The organism is Superficieibacter sp., from assembly GCF_032071645.1.
GTDB lineage: Bacteria > Pseudomonadota > Gammaproteobacteria > Enterobacterales > Enterobacteriaceae > Superficieibacter.
This window is the reverse complement of record NZ_DAMAPU010000004.1, coordinates 385289-406189: the sequence shown is the minus strand read 5'-3', so window position 1 is coordinate 406189 and position 20901 is coordinate 385289. Positions and strand designations below refer to the sequence as shown.

20 protein-coding genes are annotated in these 20901 nt (G+C 53.9%); 7 read left to right on the top strand and 13 right to left on the bottom strand.

Annotated features, from left to right (window positions below):
* Positions 1-5 precede the first annotated feature (5 nt).
* The 10 genes from RT197_RS11000 to RT197_RS10955 form a co-directional block, all read right to left on the bottom strand.
* Complete coding sequence (locus RT197_RS11000; protein ID WP_312950330.1) at positions 6-926, bottom strand: TauD/TfdA family dioxygenase; 921 nt, start codon at positions 924-926, stop codon at positions 6-8.
* A gap of 229 nt (positions 927-1155) precedes the next feature.
* A complete protein-coding gene (locus RT197_RS10995) occupies positions 1156-1518 on the bottom strand; it encodes a metalloregulator ArsR/SmtB family transcription factor (RefSeq protein ID WP_312950327.1) in 363 nt (120 codons plus the stop codon).
* A 2-nt stretch (positions 1519-1520) separates the two neighbouring features.
* Complete coding sequence (locus RT197_RS10990; RefSeq protein WP_312950324.1) at positions 1521-2207, bottom strand: peroxiredoxin; 687 nt, start codon at positions 2205-2207, stop codon at positions 1521-1523.
* 202 nt (positions 2208-2409) lie between these two features.
* Positions 2410-2658 carry a glycine zipper domain-containing protein gene (locus RT197_RS10985; protein ID WP_276163946.1) on the bottom strand — a complete coding sequence of 83 codons (249 nt, stop codon included), beginning with the start codon at positions 2656-2658 and terminating at the stop codon, positions 2410-2412.
* 81 nt (positions 2659-2739) lie between these two features.
* Entirely contained in the window at positions 2740-3441 is a 702-nt protein-coding gene (locus RT197_RS10980; protein ID WP_312950317.1) for an amino acid ABC transporter permease, read from the bottom strand.
* Complete coding sequence (locus RT197_RS10975; RefSeq protein ID WP_312950314.1) at positions 3441-4193, bottom strand: amino acid ABC transporter permease; 753 nt, start codon at positions 4191-4193, stop codon at positions 3441-3443. The genes RT197_RS10980 and RT197_RS10975 overlap by 1 nt, the downstream gene beginning before the upstream one ends.
* On the bottom strand, positions 4190-5008 hold the full coding sequence (locus RT197_RS10970; protein ID WP_312950311.1) for an amino acid ABC transporter ATP-binding protein: 819 nt from the start codon (positions 5006-5008) through the stop codon (positions 4190-4192). Before RT197_RS10970 ends, RT197_RS10975 begins: the two co-directional genes overlap by 4 nt.
* A gap of 1 nt (position 5009) precedes the next feature.
* A complete protein-coding gene (locus tag RT197_RS10965; protein ID WP_312950309.1) occupies positions 5010-5828 on the bottom strand; it encodes an ABC transporter substrate-binding protein in 819 nt (272 codons plus the stop codon).
* A 147-nt stretch (positions 5829-5975) separates the two neighbouring features.
* The gene (locus RT197_RS10960) at positions 5976-7121 is read right to left on the bottom strand and encodes a PLP-dependent aspartate aminotransferase family protein (RefSeq protein WP_312950306.1); all 1146 of its coding nucleotides are present in this window, start codon (positions 7119-7121) and stop codon (positions 5976-5978) included.
* 9 nt (positions 7122-7130) lie between these two features.
* The gene (locus RT197_RS10955; protein WP_312950304.1) at positions 7131-8501 is read right to left on the bottom strand and encodes a cystathionine beta-synthase; all 1371 of its coding nucleotides are present in this window, start codon (positions 8499-8501) and stop codon (positions 7131-7133) included.
* Between the two features lie 427 nt (positions 8502-8928).
* Between RT197_RS10955 and RT197_RS10950 the strand changes: the two genes are divergently transcribed.
* From RT197_RS10950 to RT197_RS10940, 3 genes are read left to right on the top strand one after another with little or no spacing between them, the layout of a single operon-like run.
* Entirely contained in the window at positions 8929-9951 is a 1023-nt protein-coding gene (locus RT197_RS10950) for a methionine ABC transporter ATP-binding protein (RefSeq protein WP_312950301.1), read from the top strand.
* Positions 9944-10612: a methionine ABC transporter permease gene (locus RT197_RS10945; RefSeq protein ID WP_312950298.1), complete on the top strand. Its 669-nt coding sequence runs from the start codon at positions 9944-9946 to the stop codon at positions 10610-10612. Before RT197_RS10950 ends, RT197_RS10945 begins: the two co-directional genes overlap by 8 nt.
* Before the next feature lie 19 nt (positions 10613-10631).
* Positions 10632-11444, top strand: coding sequence for a MetQ/NlpA family ABC transporter substrate-binding protein (locus tag RT197_RS10940; protein WP_312950296.1), 813 nt, complete (start codon positions 10632-10634; stop codon positions 11442-11444).
* Between the two features lie 45 nt (positions 11445-11489).
* On the opposite strand, the gene hemB is transcribed toward RT197_RS10940, so the two are convergent.
* On the bottom strand, positions 11490-12461 hold the full coding sequence (hemB, locus tag RT197_RS10935) for a porphobilinogen synthase (protein ID WP_312950294.1): 972 nt from the start codon (positions 12459-12461) through the stop codon (positions 11490-11492).
* Positions 12462-13054: 593 nt separating this feature from the next.
* Between hemB and RT197_RS10930 the strand changes: the two genes are divergently transcribed.
* The gene (locus tag RT197_RS10930) at positions 13055-15994 is read left to right on the top strand and encodes an autotransporter outer membrane beta-barrel domain-containing protein (protein WP_312950291.1); all 2940 of its coding nucleotides are present in this window, start codon (positions 13055-13057) and stop codon (positions 15992-15994) included.
* Positions 15995-16100: 106 nt separating this feature from the next.
* Positions 16101-16727: a helix-turn-helix domain-containing protein gene (locus RT197_RS10925; RefSeq protein ID WP_312950289.1), complete on the top strand. Its 627-nt coding sequence runs from the start codon at positions 16101-16103 to the stop codon at positions 16725-16727.
* 3 nt (positions 16728-16730) lie between these two features.
* On the opposite strand, the gene ampH is transcribed toward RT197_RS10925, so the two are convergent.
* Complete coding sequence (ampH, locus tag RT197_RS10920; RefSeq protein ID WP_409529687.1) at positions 16731-17897, bottom strand: D-alanyl-D-alanine-carboxypeptidase/endopeptidase AmpH; 1167 nt, start codon at positions 17895-17897, stop codon at positions 16731-16733.
* A 292-nt stretch (positions 17898-18189) separates the two neighbouring features.
* Between ampH and sbmA the strand changes: the two genes are divergently transcribed.
* Positions 18190-19407, top strand: a complete 1218-nt coding sequence (gene sbmA, locus RT197_RS10915; RefSeq protein ID WP_312950285.1) for a peptide antibiotic transporter SbmA — start codon at positions 18190-18192, stop codon at positions 19405-19407.
* Between the two features lie 23 nt (positions 19408-19430).
* Positions 19431-20528 carry a DUF1615 domain-containing protein gene (locus RT197_RS10910; protein WP_312950283.1) on the top strand — a complete coding sequence of 366 codons (1098 nt, stop codon included), beginning with the start codon at positions 19431-19433 and terminating at the stop codon, positions 20526-20528.
* Here the strand turns inward: RT197_RS10910 and RT197_RS10905 are convergent.
* Positions 20525-20827 (bottom strand): DUF2755 family protein, encoded by a 303-nt coding sequence (locus tag RT197_RS10905; RefSeq protein ID WP_312950281.1) that lies wholly within the window; start codon positions 20825-20827, stop codon positions 20525-20527. The two genes, RT197_RS10910 and RT197_RS10905, sit on opposite strands and share 4 nt — an antisense overlap.
* Positions 20828-20901 lie beyond the last annotated feature (74 nt).

Here is a 20901-nt window from a genome sequence, read left to right as displayed (position 1 = left end):
GCTACTTAATCGATAACCGCACGGTGGAGGACGCGCTCCTGCCCACCGTAATTAAATACGCCCCGGTGATGAACAATCCGGTTATCCCAAATTAGCGTGGCGCCGTCCTGCCAGTAGTACTGGGCCAGCACTTCCGGCGAGCGTAAATATTCAAAAACGATATGCAGAACATGATCGCTGACAATGCGCGGCAGGCCGAGAACGCGCTGCGCATACAGTTCACAGGGAAAAAGCTGTTTTACCCCGGTTTCAGGATGAACCCGCACCAGCGGCACCTGTAACGGCGGCGTTTTCTGCCGGGCCTCAAATAACAGTTCCGCTTCAGGATACGACATGGAAATTAAGCCCATCTGGTCACCGTTATTAATGATATTCAGGGTATCGAGCCAGGCCGCCAGCGTTGGGTCCAGAAGACGGTAGGCGGCAGTGGCATCGGTAAAAATAGTTTCACCGCCAAAACCCGGTGCTTTTACTGCATGTAGCGCGGTGAATTTTTGCGGATTAGGGCGATAAGCCTGATCGATGTGCCAGATATAATTGGTGCGCGTTTTTTTACGCGAAGAGTCGATAGCGTTCATTTCACCGGAACCGGTGCGCGGAGCCTGCGGATTACCGGCAAAACGCGGTGAACCAAACAGATGTGAAAAGTGCTCAAAGGTACTGGCATTGACTGAGCCGGGAACGAACGATAAAAAGCCATATTTCAGCAGCGCCTGATAGAGAAATTCGCGCACGGCGTCAGAAACCTGTTCGCCTTCATTTAGCTGAAAACCTTCAACTATCCCTCCCACTACCGGCGTAAACGGGCGAATACGAATATCCTGGAAAACCTCCGGCTCCCGACGAAATGTTTGCGGATCAAGAACCGGCGGCTGATTAAATTCAGGGTCGAGCGGTTGATGCAAATGAATAAGATCAGAACTCATTGAAAACACCTGTCATATAGTGAGCCTGATATATTCAGGAAATTGAATAACCATTTAGCTCAGATGGAATGTGTTTTCTCAACCTACAGGCTAAGGTTAAAAAATATAAATATATATAAATAGAATGTTAATGCGGTTATCGCATTTGCCTTTCAATGAGCTGAATTCCACTGCTTTTTGCAATCGTAACAAAGAAAAATGCTTTCCCGCTGCCGCGTATTCAGGGCGATCAACTGCCCGCCGGAAAACGCAGCGTCGCAAAAACCAGTTCATCTCCCTGCCGCGACGCCGGATTTTCCGCTGCCGGGGCGGTGTCGGTAGTCAGGGCGGCGAGCGCGTTAATCAACCGGGCGGGAAGTCCATCGCTGATGGCATACACCACGCATTTTGCTTCTCTGGTGGCGTACACCAGCTCCGCATCGCGCAGGGCGGCAAGATGCTGTGACAGGCTCGGCTGGCGGATGCGCAATATCGCCGCCAGTGCAGAAACGGTTTGCGGCTGCTGGCGCAGGAGGAGCGTAATGTGCAGGCGGACGGGATGGCTCAGCAGTCGCAGCAGCGCGGCGAGCTGATCATGGCGGGGGCTGGTCATCGTCATTCTCCTTTTCCGTTACGCCACGGATTGGCGCAGGTTTTGTAATACCAGTCGGGCGCGCTGCTATCCGCCAGCCGCGCTCTGGCACCTTCTACCGTGCGCGGGGGCGGCACGATGGTATCGTCACCCGGCTGCCACTCCGCCTGGGTATACAGGGGAAATTCGTAGCTCAGCTTAATGGCTTCCAGCTGGCGCAACTGCTCTTCCACGGATCGCCCGGTCGAGATGGGATACCAGTTGATCGCCTGGATAATGCCGCGCGGGTCGATCAGGAACGTGCCCCGGACGGTGCCGGAGGCATGCGAATGACGCGGCAGCATCCCAAAGGCGCGGGCAACCGCCATCGACGGATCTTCAATCAGCGGAAAAGTGACATCGATAGCAAAGTTAACTTTAATGCTGTTAAGCCACGCCAGATGGGCATACAGACCATCCACAGACAGCGCCAGAAGCTGACAGTTAAGCGCCTCGAAACGCGCCGCGCTACGGGCAAAGGCGATCAGTTCGCTGGTACAGACCGGCGTGAAATCGGCCGGATGGGAAAATAATAATACCCAGCGACCGCGATAATCGCTCAGGCGGATGTCGCCGTGGGTTGAGCGGGCAGCAAAATCCGGCGCTTCCTCATATAAAAAAGGCGCTGCCGGGCAGGCGGGTAATACCGCTTCGTCTTCATTACGGGACATAAAATATTCTCTTTTTACGGTGAATATTCAATATCCCATATATGAAACCGACCGTCACCGCAGGGGCTTAGATGAATATCTGCATAACTTTTCTATTCTTCTGACGCTATTGCGCAAGATCCAATAACACGTCCCGGACAGAAAAAAGACAAAAAAAATCGGGACCGTCCTGCGACGATCCCGATTCGGAACTGATGGCGTATTATTTACGTGCCAGCAGGAAGCCCAGCACGATGCCTACGGCACCGGCAATAGCCAGACCACCCAGCGGGTTAGAAGATACCTGATCGCGAACGGTGTCCGCCGCGTCACGTACTGCGTAGCCAGCCTGCGATGCATATTTGCGCGTCGCACCTTTTACGGTGTCGTCATGGTTATCGGTCGCACGGCCAAATACTTCCTGTGCTTTACCTGCGGCTTCATTAACTTTATTTTCTGCTTTCTCGAACATGTCAGGCTCCTTAGCTACGTGTGTCCTTTCAGTATAGGAGCCCTGTGCATGTTTGTGAGCAGTCCCGGAAAATTCTCATCGTCAGTTCATTACCCCGTTGAGGCGCGCATCTCTGCGCTGCCAGCGTTTTGCCAGTAAACCCAGACCGCTACATAATAAATAGTAAACAACGCCGGTAAAAATAAAGATCGCCGTAGGGTAAATCTGAACCCGGTTATTCACCTGGCCGGCAACGGTGGTGAGTTCCGGCACGTTGACGATAAATGCCAGCGAAGTATCTTTCAGCAGACTGATAAAAATGCCGACCAGCGAGGGCAGAACGTTACGCAGCACCTGCGGCAATAAAATGAGCCGCAGCGTCTGGCCGGGGCTGAAGCCCTGGGTCTGCGCGGCTTCATACTGCCCGACGGGCAGCGCCTGTAAACCGGCAAGCACCGAGTGCATCACTGAGGCGGCGGTAAACCACGCCAGCGCCAGCGTCACGGTGACCGCGCCGGGCAGATCGCTGCCGGTCAGCATCGGCAGTAAATACCACAGCCAGAAGATGATAAAAATCAGCGGGATACCGCGAATCAACTCCGCCCACAGAAATAAAATGCGGCGCACGATCCCGGGATAACGCCATGCGGCGCAGGCCAGCGCGATGCCGCCGGGCAGGGCGAGAATGCCCGCGCCAATAGCCATCAACAGCGTAAGCACCACGCCGCCGGGCTGCCCGTCCGCGAGACGGCCCCACAGCAGATAATCAAGGTTATCGGTAATAACGGTCAAATTCGCCAGCATCAGGCTTTCCTTCTTTTTACCGCGACGCGGGCGTGGGCAGGACCGAGACGGACCAGAATCATGCCGGCAACGATCCCGGTCAGCAGGTACAGCACCGTGCCGACGGCGAACGCTTCCAGCGCGTGGGCGTTGTAGCTCTCAATCTGCCGCACCTGATAGGTTAATTCGGCAAAGCCGATACCGCTCGCCAGCGAAGAGAGTTTCATCAGATTAAGATACTGACCAATAATCGGCTGCCAGGCATTTGCCAGCCCTTGCGGTAACAGGATCAGGCGAAACAGCCGCCAGGTGGAAAACCCCTGCGCCAGCGCCGCTTCACGCTGCCCGCTCGCCACCGCGCGCAGGCCGGATTCGATCTCTTCAATCAGGAAGGCAGAGGTGAAAACGGCCAGCCCCCACGCCGAGCAGATAAATTCCGGGGTCAGCCACCAGACGTTGCCCGGCAGGATCGACCAGCTATGATCGGCGTTGATAAAATCACGTACCGCTAAAGGCAGCAGATTCCAGGCCGCGAAATACCAGAACAGCAGTTGTACCAGCAGCGGGGTATTACGAAACAGCGAAACCCAGGCGGCGACCAGCGCATTGCCGGGACGCCCACCCGCCAGCCGCAGCGCCAGAAACAGCACCGCCAGCACCGTAGCGAGCGCTATGCCCGCCACCGTCACCCACAGCGTGGTCAGGAAACCGGAAATAATCCATTGCAGAGGCTGCCCGGTCAGCACCCCCTGCCAGTCCAGTAGCTGATTCACTCCGGGCGCTCCTGGTGCAGCGGGTCCAGCACCTTTTGCAGAAAGCGACGCGCGCGCGGATGACGCGGCCGGGAGAAAAACTCCGCCGGTGGAGCCACTTCACAGATATCACCCCCGTCAATAAATACCACCCGGTCGGCGATCTCTCTCGCAAACTGCATTTCGTGCGTCACCACAATCATGGTGATGCCGCTGTGCGCCAGCGTTTTCATTACGTACAGCACCTCGCCGATCATTTCGGGATCCAGCGCCGAGGTCGGCTCGTCAAACAGAATGATTTGCGGTGAAGAGGCGAGGGCGCGGGCAATCGCCACGCGCTGCTGCTGCCCGCCGGAGAGCTGTGAGGGCATATGCTGCGCTTTGTCCGCCAGCCCGACCTGGTTTAACAGTTCCAGCGCGCGTTTTTCGGCATCGGCTTTTTTCCAGCCGTGGACCGCCTCCAGCGCGAGGGTAATGTTTTGCACCGCGTTAAGATGGGCGTACAGATTAAACTGCTGAAAGACAAACCCGACCCGGCTGCGCAACTGACGCAGCGCGCGCCCCTGAAGAGTGCGGGTCGGTTTATTGTCGATCAGGATCTCGCCGCCGCTGAGCGATTCCAGTTGGTTGATCAGCCGGATCAGCGTGGATTTTCCCGATCCCGATGGACCGAGGATCGCCACCACCTCACCGGGGTTAATCGTTAAGTTGATACCGTTCAGGACGCGGTGCTCGCCAAAGGCTTTCACCACGTCGCGAAATTCGACGCTGGCATGTTCCAGACGTGAAAAATCCGCAGACCCTGCTGCGGATTGAGAGATTAAGCCTGACAGCATATTACTTTGCTTCGATAGTGAATGAACGTGGCTGCGGAGTTTTGGTGGATGGACCAAACCAGGTATCGTAAATTTTGGCGGCCTGGCCGTTTTTCTCCAGGTTCACCAGCTCGTCATTCACCGCTTTCAGCAGCGCCGTTTCGCCTTTTTTCACGCCCACGCCAATTTCTTCTTTACTCAGCAGATCCGGCAGGATTTTGAATTTCGCTTTGTCCGGCGCTTCTGCCAGCAGACCCGCCAGAATGGTGCTGTCTTGGGTGATGGCCTGCACGTTACCGTTGCGCAGTGCGGTCAGCGCCAGCGGAATATCGTCATACGCCAGCACGCGCGCCTGCGGGTAACGCTGATGCAGCGCCTGCTCGCCGGTAGTGCCCTTCACGGCACCAATCCGCGCGCGGCTGTATTCGTCCAGTTTGTCCGGCGATTTAACCGGCACCAGGAACTGCTGCCCGGTCACGAAGTACGGGGTAGAGAAATCGACCACCTGCGCGCGTTCCGGGGTGATGGTGATATCCGCGACGATCAGATCCGCTTTGCCGGATTGCAGCAGCGGAATGCGGTTGGCCGGGTTAGTCGCCACCAGCTCCAGCTTTACGCCGAGCGATTTTGCCAGCGCTTTGGCGAAATCAACATCGTAGCCCACGATGTCATGGGTTTTCGGATCGACCGACCCAAACGGCGGATTCGCGTCAAACGTTGCCACTTTGACTACGCCAGCGGCTTTGATATCAGCCAGCTGATCGGCATGTGCGGCAGCTCCCAGCGTCAGCAAACCCAGCGCCAGTGAGAGTGTCTTCAGTGTGTGTAATTGATGTGCCATAGATTCCTCTGCGTACCCTGTTTTTGTTTTGTAGCGCTACGCTCCCACAATGTTTCTTCGACGACAAAGAAGAAAAAGTTCTTATCTATATCAAAAAAACCATAAGTAAAAGCGATGTTAAGCCCAGGTAAATTGAATGAGTTGTTTTTACCCGGCGAGCGCCTGACGCAAATCCTCGATCAGGTCGCTGGCATCTTCAATGCCGACCGACAGGCGAATAAGCTGGGGCGTGATGCCGTTTGCCAGCCGCTGCTCAAGCGGGATCGACGCGTGCGTCATGCTGAACGGCTGGCTCACCAGACTTTCCACGCCGCCAAGACTTTCTGCAAGGGTAAACAGTTTGAGTTTTTTGATGATGGCGGCGGCCTGCTGCTCATCGCCTTTAACGATAACCGAAATCATGCCGCCCGCCTGCGACATCTGCCGCCGGGCAAGCGCGTAATGCGGATGCGACTCCAGCCCCGGATACCACACTTTTTCCACCTGTGGCTGCTGTTCCAGCCACTGCGCCAGCGCCAGCGCGTTGCTGCTGTGACGTTCGATGCGCAGCGCCAGCGTGCGGATGCCGCGCAGCGTCAGAAAGCTGCTGAACGGATCGAGAACGCCGCCAATCGCGTTTTGCAGATAGCCGAGTTTTTCCGCCAGTTCCGGGTTATCGCCCACCACCACCAGCCCGGCCACCACGTCCGAATGGCCGTTAAGATATTTGGTGGCGGAGTGAACCACGATATCAAAACCCTGCTCCAGCGGACGTTGCAGGATCGGCGAGGCAAAGGTGTTATCCGCCACGCTTATGAGTTTGTGGCGTCTGGCGATGGCGGCAATCGCTTCCAGATCTGCCAGCTTAAGCAGTGGATTGGTCGGCGTTTCTACCCAGATCATCCGCGTATCAGGACGAATGGCCGCTTCAAGCGCCGCCAGATCGTCCGGTTTTACCCAGCTCACCTGTAAACCCGCCGTGCGGCGGCGCACGTTCTCAATCAGACGGTACGTGCCGCCGTAGACATCATCCACCGCCACGATGTGGCTCTCTTTATCCAGCAATTCCAGCACGGTTGAAATCCCGGCCAGCCCGGAAGCAAACGCATAACCGCGCGTGCCGCCTTCAAGCTCCGCGATTGAGGCTTCCAGCACGTCGCGCGTCGGGTTGCCGCTGCGGGAATATTCATAGCCGGTATGCTGACCGGGCGCGGGCTGGGCATAAGTGGAGGTGGCATAAATCGGCGGCATCACCGCGCCGTGCTGATCGTTAAACGCGCCGCTGTGAACGCTAAGCGTGGCAAGATTTTTCATAAAATATCCTTAGTGCGACAGGCGGTTGCGCCATGTGGTTAAAACATCGCTGCGGGTCACCAGACCCAGAAAGCGGTGGTTATCGACAACAATCGCGACCAGACCGCGATCGAAAATGGATTTGAGGGCGCTTTCCGGCGCGTGGCGATCGACGATCTCCACGTCGCGGGTCATCGCTTCTTTAACCGGGAGCGAGAAACGCTGACTGTCGCCGCGCACGTGGCTGATTAAATCCCACTCATCAACGATCCCCACCACGTCGTCTTTGTCGAGCACCGGAAGCTGGGAAATGTCGTACAGACGCATGCGGGCCAGCACGGTGGCAAGCGTATCGTCCGGGGCGGCGGTGACGGTGGCACCTTCATCATGACGCAGGGCAATAAAATCGCTTAAATCCCCGGCCTGCGGGCGGGCGATTAACCCCTGCTGGCGCATCCAGTCATCATTAAACATTTTTGACAGGTATTTATTGCCGCTGTCGCAGGCAAAAGTGACGACGCGCTTTGGTGTCGTCTGCGCCCGGCAATAGCGCAGCGCCGCCGCCAGCAGTGTACCGGTGGACGATCCGGCCAGTACGCCTTCTGTCTTCAGCAGCTCCCGCGCAGTGTTAAATGCTTCGCTGTCGCCGACGCGAAACGCCTGTTTAACGCCGTCGAGATGGGAAAGTGGCGGAATGAAGTCTTCACCAATCCCTTCGACCAGCCACGAGCCAGCCTCGCCATAACGCCCGGTTTCCACCTGATCGGCGAGAATCGAACCGGCGGGATCGGCCAGCACAAATTCCGTGTGCGGAGAGTGTTCGGCAAACCAGGCCTGTAATCCGCCCAGCGTACCGCCCGAACCCACGCCAACGACCACCGCATCAATGCGGCCTTCAAGCTGGGCAAAGAGCTCCGGGGCGGTGGTGGTGGCGTGCGCCAGCGGATTGGCGGCGTTATTGAACTGGTCAATATAAAACGCGCCGGGGGTGTCGTCTGCCAGCCGCCGGGCGTAATCCTGATAGTACGCCGGATGGCCTTTAACCACGTCGGAGCGGGTGAGAACTACCTGGGCACCCAGCGCACGCAGATGAAAAATCTTCTCGCGGCTCATTTTGTCCGGCACTACCAGCAGAAGCTGATAGCCTTTTTGCGCGGCGATCAGCGCCAGCCCAAGGCCGGTATTGCCAGCGGTCGCTTCAATAATGGTGCCGCCGGGTTGCAGCAATCCTTTTCGTTCCGCTTCGGCAATCATCGACAGGGCCACGCGATCTTTGATCGACCCGCCCGGATTCTGATTCTCCAGCTTCAGAAATAATTCACAGGGACCGCTATCCAGTTTATGTAACTGGAGCAGCGGGGTATTACCGATTAAATCGGTGACGGAATGAAAAACGGTCATCGTATTTCACCAGAGTTCAGGGACATGGCGGAATAATAGGCGTGCCAAAAAACGCTGATAAAGAACCTTTCTCTGTGGTTTATGCCAAAACGTAATATAAAAGACTAATCAGACGTCAGGAAGGAAAGCCGTGCGGTAGTGCAGATGTATCGACGGCTAAATGCAACGGAAGAATGCGCTTTACAGCCGCTCCTGCCGCTTCGTCTTTACGGCAGTTATTCATTCGCTGAATATGGATTGCTGAATTCTCGCTAAGCCAGCCAGCCCGCAGAAACCGTCATTTAGCGTTAAAAGTTATAACTAATATCAATCAGTTTGTTTCAAACATAATTTTGGCTGATTACTATCATATGGACGTCCATACTGCTAAACTGCCGTTCGTATCACAATCACGAAACATATAAGAAGCATTGGGTAACAAATAAAGATGATCCTTCTCCGCAATATTTCGAAGATTTTCGACCACGGAAAGACGCCCGTGGTCGCTGTGGATAGCGTAGATTTAACGATCGAACAGGGGCAGATTTACGGCATTATCGGTTACAGCGGAGCAGGAAAAAGCACGCTGATCCGCCTGCTCAACGGGCTGGAAAAGCCCAGCACGGGGTCAGTGACCATTAACGGTCAGGACATTTCGTCGGCAAAAGGTGAAGCGCTGCGCCAGGCACGGCTGAAAATCAGCATGGTTTTTCAGCATTTTAATCTGCTGTGGTCGCGTACCGTGTGGGAAAACATTGCTTTTTCGATGCAGATTGCCGGTGCGCCAAAAGCTAAAATTCGCGCTCGCGTGGCGGAGCTGATCGAGCTGGTGGGACTGACCGGGCGTGAAGACGCTTATCCTTCCCAGTTAAGCGGCGGGCAAAAGCAGCGCGTCGGTATCGCCCGCGCGCTGGCTAACAGCCCGGACGTGCTGCTGTGTGACGAAGCGACCTCCGCGCTGGACCCGCAGACGACCGATCAAATTCTTGATTTGCTGCTTGATATCAACCGTCGCTTTAAGCTGACCATCGTGCTTATCACTCACGAAATGCACGTCGTGCGCAAGATTTGCGACCGGGTCGCGGTGATGGAAAATGGCAGGGTGGTGGAAGAGGGCGATGTGCTGGAGGTCTTTACCCGCCCGCAGCAGCCGATCACCCGGCAGTTTGTGCGTCAGGTGAGCCAGTATAAAGAAGAAGAGTCGTTTAACCCTGAACTGACCAGCGATCTGGACGGGGCGGTGATCAAGCTGACCTTCACCGGCCTCAGCACGCATCAGCCGGTGGTCGGGGAACTGACGCTGCGCTACGGTCTGCCGTTTAATATTCTGCACGGCAAAATGGCGCAAACCGCCCATGGCATCTTCGGACACCTGTGGCTCCACGTTATTGCAAACCAGGATCAACTGAACAACATCCTCGCGGATTTGCAGCAAAGCGGTATTGAATGCGAGGTGATTAAACATGATTGATCAACTATTACCTCATCTGAAATGGGAACAGCTTTGGGCGGCAACGCAGGAAACGCTGTATATGACCGCGCTCTCCGGGGTGGCAACCTTTGTTCTGGGGATTGTGCTTGGGCTGGCGCTGTTTTTAACCGCGAGGGGCGGCCTGTTTCAGAATCGGACGCTCTACAGCGTCATTTCGATTATCGTGAACGTGTTCCGCTCCATCCCGTTCATTATTTTAATCGTGCTGCTGATCCCCTTCACCAAAACCATTATCGGCACCATTCTGGGCGCGAACGCTGCGCTTCCGGCGCTGATTGTCGGGGCCGCGCCGTTTTACGCGCGTCTGGTTGAAATTGCCCTGCGTGAAGTCGATAAAGGCGTGATTGAAGCGACGCGCTCAATGGGCGCACGTCTTAGCACCCTGATTTTTAGAGTTTTACTGCCCGAGTCCTCGCCTGCTTTAGTGTCCGGCATTACGGTGACGCTGATTGCGCTGGTTAGCTATAGTGCAATGGCAGGCGTGATTGGCGCGGGCGGATTAGGGAACCTGGCTTATCTGGAAGGATTCCAGCGCAACCATAGCGACGTCACGCTGGTGGCGACGGTGACTATTTTGATCATCGTTTTCATCATCCAGTTCTGCGGCGACGTTATCACCTCTCTGTTAGACAAACGCTAATAATACGGAAACCAACATCATGACTAAAACGTTGACCCTGATCGCCGCAGCAACCCTGAGTGCCATTAGCTTCGCTTCCTGGGCAGATACCCTGACCGTGGGCGCGTCCAACGTCCCGCACGCGGAAATTCTGGAGCAGGCTAAACCCATCCTTGCGAAAGAAGGCATCGACCTGGAAATTAAACCGTTCCAGGATTACATCCTGCCGAACACGGCGCTGGCCAGCGGTGACATCGACGCCAACTACTTCCAGCATATCCCTTACCTGAACAGCGTGCTGAAAGATCATGCGGGCGATAAGACGTTTGATTTCGTCAGCGCAGGTGCGATTCATATTGAGCCGATCGGTATTTACTCGAAAAAATATAAATCACTGAAAGATCTGCCGCAGGGCGGGAAAGTGATTATGCGTGATGCGGTTTCCGAAGAAGGACGTATTCTTTCCATCTTCGAAAAAGAAGGCGTGATCAAACTGAAACCGGGCGTGGATAAAGTCAACGCGCGCATCAGTGATATCGTTGAGAACCCGAAAAAACTGCAATTCCAGCCTAACGTTGAAGCAGCGCTGCTGCCGCAGATGTATAACAACGATGAAGGCGACGCCGTGGTGATTAACGCCAACTATGCGATTGATGCTGGTCTGGACCCGGTTCACGATCCGATTGCGGTAGAAAGCGGTGAAAACAACCCGTATGCGAATATCATTACCGTACATCGCGGCGATGAGAAGAAAAAAGATATCGTTGAGCTGGTGAAAGTGCTGCACTCAAAAGAGATTCAGGACTGGATCCGCACCAAATACAAAGGCGCGGTGATCCCGGTTAACAATTAATGCATGACCTGCGCCATCCGCTTTCAGGGCGGATGGCGTTCCTTCTTAAAGGATTTTGTTTTCCGCTAAATCGAGTGCGAAATAGCTGAAAATCAGATCGGCCCCGGCGCGTTTGATTGCGCCCAGACTCTCCAGCACCACTTTATGCTCATCAATCGCCCCGGCCTGCGCCGCAAACTTGATCATCGCGTACTCGCCGCTCACCTGGTACGCGCCCAGCGGCAGTTCGGTACGTTCGCGAATATCGCGCAGAATATCCAGATAGGCACCGGCCGGTTTCACCATCAGGCAGTCCGCGCCCTGCGCTTCGTCCAGCAGTGATTCACGGATCGCTTCCCGGCGGTTCATCGGGTTCATCTGATAGGTTTTGCGGTCGCCTTTCAGCGCGGTTCCGGCCGCTTCACGGAACGGACCATAAAAGGAAGAGGCAAATTTGGTGGAGTAGGACATGATCGCGGTATCAGAAAACCCAGCGGCATCCAGCGCCTGGCGAATCGCCTGTACCTGTCCATCCATCGCCGCAGAAGGGGCGATAAAATCCGCGCCCGCCGCCGCTGCGACCACCGCCTGTTTACCCAGATTGGCAAGCGTAGCGTCGTTATCCACGCCATGCTCGCACAGCACGCCGCAGTGACCATGAGAGGTGTATTCGCAGAAGCAGGTATCGGACATCACAATCATCTCCGGCACGGCCTGCTTGCAGATGCGCGACATTCGCGCCACCAGACCCTCTTCTTTCCAGGCATCGCTGCCGGTCGCGTCGGTATGGTGGGAAATGCCAAAGGTCATTACCGAGCGGATACCGGCTCTGGCAATGCGCTCAATTTCCCGCGCCAGATGCTTTTCAGGGATGCGCATCACGCCCGGCATGGCTTCGATAGCTTTGTAATCGTCCAGCTCTTCTTCAACAAAAATCGGTAACACCAAGTCATTTAAGCTCAGTGTTGTCTCTTCAAACATAGCGCGCAGCGCGGGAGACTTGCGCAGGCGACGGGGGCGGTGCAATAAATCGGTCATGTTATGCCTGATGTTTGTGAAATATGACGTTATTGTACCTTAAACATCACGGGGATGTTTTACCAAAGTTGTCGTTCAGGACGGGATAAGCATGGCTGGCTGCGGAACATGCATTTACCGTTGCGCTGTTTGATTATTTAAATAAGCCAGCGAAATGTTATTACCATTATCAGAGTTATTAAATATATAAATACTCAATTTCAATTGATAACAGATAATCGGGACTTTTGTTAAAATGCATTATAACCAATCAATAGCGACAGTTTTTTGTTAACTCATTACGGGGTATATTATTTTTTAACGGGTATTCTGTGTGCATTCATGAGGGTTATATGAGTTTGTTTATTTATTCATTGAGCCATTGTTTATTTATTTGATGTTTTATGAGAATGCTCTTGTAATATAAGGAATTATTAAATTATCCTGTGATGACCTCAACGCGTTAATAGTCCGTATTCGGACTTTAGGTAAAGATTAATTGAACCTTCTCCCGTCTAAACCGCATAATTCAGCCTGCAATGTAACCTTACTTGTTTTGATTGCATTAATAATTGATGGATCAACTGGATTACGTCCCTGAGGAGGGATGACAAATGCAAACCTGGAAAAAGAAACTTGTAGTATCTCAATTAGCATTGGCCTGCACTTTGGCAATCGCTTCTCAGGCAAATGCGACTGTTTATGATACCTGGGGGTATCACGATAACACCGCTACTGCTCTTGACTGGGCAAACATGGATGCCCCAGGCTCTGATGGCAACTATGTGATTTATAACGGCTTTGTTTACTACAATAATGCGAACGGTGACTTTGATACTTCCTTCAAAGGCGACACTGTTAACGGCACGATGTCGACCTATTATCTGAATCATGATTATACCGACGGCACCAACGGTAATCCAAATCAGCTGGATGTGACTAATTCAGTGATTCATGGCGCCATCACCTCAATGTTACCTGAAGGCTATTATGGTTATAATGGCGGCACCAATTATGACGGTGGCTATTATTTCTATCAGGCTGGCGATGCTGTTATCGACGAAACCTGGCATGACGGTGACGTCTTCACGCTAAATATCGCTAATTCCACCATTGACGATGATTATGAAGGACTTTACTTCACCGATACGTATTTAAATGGTGATGTCAGCAAAAATACCCATGAAACTCTGTACACCGCCACGGGTGAAAGCGCAGGTCTGGGCCTTGCTGTTCAGCTTGACGTAGAAAGTAACATTAATATTTCCAATAATTCTCGCGTTGCGGGTATTAGCCTGGTACAGGGCAACACGACTAATTCAACCTATACCACTGAATCCCATACCTGGGATAACAACATCAGCGTAACGGATTCTACTGTTACCTCTGGGTCAGTAACGCCGCTGGAAGGCGACGGTTTCTACGGCAATTCCGCTGAACCAGGTGATTATGCGGGTAATGGCGGAGCCAATGACGTTGCGCTGTATTTCAGCGATAGCGCCGCTTCCAGTTACTCCATGAAAAACAACGTGAACTTCAGCAATTCTACACTGCTGGGTGATGTGGTATTCAGCAGTACCTGGAATGCGAACTTCTATCCACAAGGCCATGACAGCAATGGTGATGGTACTCTTGACACCAACGGCGGCTGGGCTGAAGACTCCCTGAACGTTGATGAACTGAACATTACGCTGGACAACGGCAGTAAGTGGGTTGGCTCTGCCAGCATGAATGTTGATGAGCATTCTGTTGCTTCTACTGACTGGTATGATGTAACGGGTAACAGCCTTTTCCCTGGCGTCGTTGTTGAAGCAAATAACTGGGGTCGTGCAATTGACGATCGGGTATTCCAGAGCGGCGTATTCAACGTAGCCCTGAATAACGGTTCCGAGTGGGACACTGTTAACGCTTCCAACATCGATACCCTGGCGGTCAACAACGGCTCACAGGTAAACGTTTCTAATTCCAGCCTGCTTTCTGACACCATCGCCCTAACCAATGGTTCTTCTGTGAACATCGGCGAGCAAGGGCTGGTTGCCACCGATCGCCTGACTATCGATACCTACAGTACCGTTGATCTGGATGCCTCCGTCGGCTGGTCTACAAGTGCGGCTCTGTACGCAAACACCATCACCGTCACCAATGGCGGTCTGCTGGATGTGAACGTTGAGCAGTTTGATGCCAACCCGTTCCAGACTGATACTCTGCAAGTGACCAGCGGCAATTATGCTGACAACAATCGCCACGTTGTATCCGGTGTCTTCGACATCCACAGCAGCGACTATGTACTGAACGCCGATCTGGTGAACGACCGTACCTGGGATAAAACGCAGGCTAACTACGGTTACGGTACTCTTGCTATGAACTCTGACGGTCATCTGACTATCAACGGTAACGGCGATATCAACAGCGGTGACGAACTGGATAACAGCGCCACCGACGGTGTTGTAGCCGCAACCGGTAACTACCACGTTCGTATCGACAACGCGACTGGCGCTGGTGATATCGCTGACTACAAAGGTAAAGAAATTATCTATGTCAACGACGTAAACACTAACGCCACCTTCAGCGCGGCTAACAAAGCTGATCTCGGTGCTTACACTTATCAGGCTCAGCAGCAGGGTAACACTGTTGTTCTGCAACAGATGGAACTGACCGACTACGCTAACATGGCACTGAGCATTCCTTCTGCAAACACCAACATCTGGAATCTGCAACAGGATACTCTGTCCAACCGTCTGACTACTGCTCGTCACGGTTTTGAAGACAACGGCGGCGCATGGGTGAGCTACTTCGGCGGTAGCTTCGATGCTGACAACGACACCATCTCCTACGATCAGGACGTTCACGGTCTGATGGTCGGTGTGGATACCAACGTTGACGGTAACAACGCTGAGTGGATCGTCGGTGCTGCGGCAGCGTTCGGTAAAGGCGACCTGAGCGACCGTACTGGTCAGGTAGATCAAGACAGCCAGTCTGCCTACTTGTACTCTTCAGCGCACTTCGCGAACAACATCTTTGTTGATGGTAACTTAAGCTACAGCCGTTTCGACAGCGACCTGACTGCCACCATGAGCAACGGTGCTTATGTTGACGGTAACAGCACTGTGGATGCATGGGGCTTCGGTCTGAAACTGGGTTACGACTTCAACGTTAACGAAGCCGGTTACGTAACGCCTTACGGCAGCATCAATGGCCTGTTCCAGTCTGGCGACAGCTATCGTCTGAGCAACGACGCCCGCGTCGGCGATCAGAGCTACGACAGCCTGCGCTATGAGCTGGGTGTCAATACCGGTTACACCTTCAACTACGGTGACCAGGCGCTGACTCCTTACTTCGACCTGGCCTACGTCTACGATGACTCTGACAACGATTCCGACTTCAATGGCGATGACATTGATAACGGCGTGAAAGGCTCTGCGGTACGTGTTGGTGCGGGTAGCCAGTTCAGCTTCACCAAAAACTTCAGCGGCTATACCGGTGTTAACTACGTCGGTGGCGGCGATGTTGACCAGGATTGGGCCGCTAACGCGGGTGTTAAATACACCTGGTAATTGGCGGAGCAGGGGAGGAAACTCCCCTCTATTCTTACCGGTAGCTATAGCATTGGTAATGCCTGTCATGGACAGGACGGGCATTTTTCGCAAAGGACGCAGTGAAATGACCCATTTGTGTAAGCCGTTAAACGAATTCAACGTACTTGATAAACACCTTTCTGCATATGGTACCCATTTTATCTGTCACGAAGGTGAGTCGCTCTCTTTCGGTGACGACCAGACATCAAATCACACCGTGATTATTCAACAGGGCATCATCTCTCTGAGCCGAAAATGTAATGACACTTTACTGGGTTTCCTGGCCGCTCCTTTTATCGCCGGGCTTTCTGCTGGCGCAATCAAAAATAGTATTGACTACGTAATTAGCGCCGAAAATGAATGCTGTGGCTATTATCTGCCAGCGGAGGAAACGCTTCGTCTGTTAGATCAGGGGCAGTTGTGGCGTGAGGCTTTTTACTGGCTGACCTGGCAGCACCGGATGCTGGAAAAACGCGATATGCACCTGGTTGGCACCAACAACTACAATCAGATCCGCTCCACCCTGCTGACGATGGAGCAATGGGATGACGCGCTGCGTTCACGCATCGGCGTGATAAATTACATTCAGCGGCGCACCCATATTTCCCGCTCGGTGATTGCTGAAGTGCTTTCAGCGCTGCGTCAGGGAAGCTATATCGAGATGCATAAAGGCAAACTGATCAGCATCAACCGTCTGCCTTATGACTATTAACGATCAGGACGCGGGCGCAATCAGCGGAATATTTCCGCTCAGCTCGCTGAGCAAATTATTAATGCCATCGCTCATATTGGTAAATCGGGTCAGCGGAGAGCGCGTGACCACCACAAAGGCACCAATATTATGCTGCGGGATCATCGCCATATAGGTAATGAATCCGCCACCGCCCCCTGTTTTCTGAATAATACCGGGGCGTCCGTCTTTCGGTGCCATATATACCCAGCCAAGTCCCAGCGCATCGGCTTTCCCCGGCACGTCCATACCGATGAGGCGCGTCAGCTGGCTGCGTTGATAAATCAGCGTCTGCATCCGATCTGCCTGATGAGTACGGGTATAAAAATCAGAGGTCAGGAACTGCTGCATCCAGCGCATCATATCATCGGGGGTGGAATATACGCCGCCGCTGCCGACGGCCGCCAGGGTGTTATTACACGGGCTGGCCCCTTTTTCTGCCACCATCAGGCGCTTGCACTGATCCGGTGACGGGGTAAAGGTCGTATCTTTCATCCCGAGCGGGCGAGTGATTTGCTGCTCAAAAAGCTGGGTATAGGGTTTCCCGGAGGCGTTCGCCAGAGCGTCGGCCAGCAAATCAAAGGCCAGGTTTGAATAGGCCGCCTGCGAGCCGGGCGCGGTTTTTATTTTTGCTGTGGAGAGCCAGCTCCAGCGCTGCGCCTGCGTTGGCCAGACAAACACCGGACGATTTGCTGCCCCGCCAGGCTGCTCGCGGGGGAGGGCGCTGGTATGGGTCGCCAGATTCACCAGCGTAATCGGGGTGCCCTGATAGCCGGGCACCCGCGCTCCAGGCGGTGCATATTTACTCAGCGGATCGTTGAGTTTCACCACGCCCTGATCGAGCAGTTTCACCAGCATTTCGCTGGTCATTAATTTTGTCAGTGAGGCGATCCTGATCACCGAATCGAGCTGCGGACGGACATTATTGCCCGGTCGCGTCTCGCCAAAACTGCGGAAAACCCGCTGATTACCGTCAATCACCACCAGCGCCATGCCTGTCGCGCCGCTGCCGTAGAAAATATGGTTGGCGTAGCGATCGACAATATCAGAAGCAAACACCGGATCGGGTGAGGTCTGCGCGGCATGGGCAACCGGCAGCACAGCCGCATAAAGTGCGGCAAAAAGGGCTAAACAACGTTTCAACGCAGGCATCCATCAATGAAATAGAAAGAACTATGCCTATTTATACTACTTCTCCGGCCGTTGCAAAGCGCCTTTAAGACGGATCGGCAAGGTTGAGAATAAATCCTGGAAAGACGGCATTTTTTTCCCGGAAAATCATCAGCTTCCTCCTGCGTAACCGGCACCATCTGAAATCCGTCGAAACAATTCTTCATGAGTGGAACAGAAATTAAGTCAGCCAGACTACGTATAGTTGAGCGATTGCTGCTGCGTTTAGCTGACAAGCGCACGTAATGTCGATAATCCTTTTGCAGGAGAGCACATGTTCAAATCTTTTTTCCCGAAGCCGGGGCCATTTTTTCTGTCGGCCTTTCTTTGGGCGCTGGCCGCCGTCATCTTCTGGCAAACCGGAGGCGGTAAATGGCTGCTGCACCTTTTTTCTGCCACCGCCGACGCGCCGATCAGCGCCGCCAGATTCTGGTCGCCCGGCTACCTGGTGTTCTATGCGTTCTATGCGGCGTGCGTCGGTATTTTTGCGCTTTTCTGGCAGGTGTTCAGCCCGCACCGCTGGCAGCGCTGGTCGGTATGGGGCACCGCGCTGATTATTTTTGTCACCTGGTTTCTGGTTGAAGTGGGAGTGGCGGTCAACGCCTGGTACGGACCTTTTTACGACCTGATCCAGAAATCGCTGGATGCACCGCACAGCGTCAACATCGAACAGTTCTACCACGGTATAGTGGTCTTTCTGGGAATTGCGTTAATTGCGGTTGTGATCGGCGTGCTGAACAACTTTTTTATCAGCCATTATATTTTCCGCTGGCGCAGCGCCATGAACGAATATTATACCGGGCACTGGCCGCAGCTGCGGCATATTGAAGGCGCGGCCCAGCGTGTGCAGGAAGATACCATGCGCTTCTCCACGTCACTGGAGGATATGGGCGTCAGCTTACTGAACGCCATCATGACGCTGATTGCCTTCCTGCCGGTGCTGGTGACGCTGTCCGCGCACGTTCCTGAACTGCCGCTGATTGGTCATTTACACTATGGCCTGGTGATCGCCGGGATCGTCTGGTCGCTGCTGGGAACGGTGCTGCTGGCGGGCGTCGGCATTAAGCTTCCCGGTCTGGAATTCAGAAACCAGCGTGTTGAAGCGGCGTATCGTAAAGAGCTGGTTTATGGTGAGGATGACCCAAAACGTGCCACGCCGCCGACGCTGCGTGAGCTATTTAACGCTGTCCGCCATAACTATTTCCGCCTCTATTTTCATTACATGTACTTCAATATTGCGCGGATCCTTTATCTTCAGGTCGATAACGTTTTCGGTTTGTTACTGCTGTTTCCGTCTATCATTGCTGGTACAGTCACCCTGGGTTTGATGCGTCAAATCCTCGACGTCTTTGGTCAGGTACGCGAATCTTTTCAGTATCTCATTAACTCATGGCCGGGGCTGGTGGAACTGATGTCGATCTACAAACGTCTGCGCGCCTTCGAGCGCAAGCTGGAACGCCCGGACGTGGAGGAAGTCATCCATACATTTTAATTGCTTACAGGGATGCCCGGATTATGACCGCACCGCAATTTCGTTTTGCCCCAACGCTCATCGTTGCCGCACTGGTTCTGGCAGGCTGTAGCAGCGAAACCACGCCGTTAAAGAAAGGTGAAAAAGCGATAGATGTGGCGAGCGTGGTCCGGCAGAAAATGCCCGCCAGCGTGAAAAACCGCGATGCCTGGGCGCAAAACATCGCCCGCACATTTGAGAGTCAAAAGCTGGCCCCGACGGAAGAAAATGTCTGTTCGGTGCTGGCGGTGGCGCAGCAGGAGTCAAATTACCAGGCCGATCCGGCGGTGCCGGGGCTGAATAAAATTGCCTGGCAGGAAATCGAACGGCGGGCGGCCAAACTGCATATCCCGGCGCTGCTGGTCCATACGGCGTTGAAAATGACATCGCCGGACGGCAAAAGCTACAGCGACCGGCTGGATGCGGTGAGAACGGAAAAGCAGCTTAGCGCCATCTTTGACGATCTGATTGATACCGTCCCGTTAGGACAGCAGCTATTTGGCTCCTTTAACCCGGTGCATACCGGCGGGCCGATGCAGGTCAGCATCGCGTTTGCCGAAGCGCATACCCAGGGCTATCCGTGGAAGCGGGAAGGGACCGTGCGCCAGGAAGTCTTTACGCTGCGTGGCGGCCTGTGGTTCGGCACGTATCATCTGCTGAATTATCCTGCCAGCTACTCCGCGCCGCTGTACCGCTTTGCCGACTTTAACGCGGGCTGGTATGCCAGCCGCAATGCGGCATTTCAGAATGCAGTCAGCAAGGCCAGCGGCGTTAAGCTGGCGCTGGACGGGGATCTGATCCGCTATGACAGCCGTGAAGCAGGCAAAACCGAGCTGGCGATCAGAAAACTGGCGTCGCAGCTTGATATGAGCAACAGTGAAATCCGCAGCCAGCTGGAAAAAGGCGATGCGTTCTCGTTTGAGAAAACCGATCTCTATACCGGCGTGTATAAGCTGGCGGAGAAGAAGAGTGGCAAGGCGCTGCCGAAGGAAATGTTACCGGGTATTCAATTAGAAAGCCCGAAGATCACGCGCAATCTCACCACCGCCTGGTTTGCGAAACGCGTCGACGATCGACGGGCTAAATGTATGGCGCAGAATTAATCATATCGACGCCACCGCAGCAGTAACGCGATCACGCCGAGGATCATGCAGCCGCCCAGGAAGGGGACCAGACCGAAAAGCGTGCCTACCGCCAGCCCCATTTCCACATGGGGTCGGCCGGTATCATGTATCTGCATTAACTCCTCATAAACCCCTGGCGCATGTACCACAAGGTTCAGCATCTGTGCGCCTACCCAAAAGCAGAGCAGGACAAACAGCGCGTAGGCGATATTCCCTGGAGTGGAGCGATCCCTCTTTTTCCCGCGTAGCATAGGTTTGGAAAAGGTGAACTCTGTCATACAGACCTCCCGGACTTCTCAACTGTCAGACTTCATGCCTGTACTGATGCTTAGTGTGACAGGTCATTTCCATT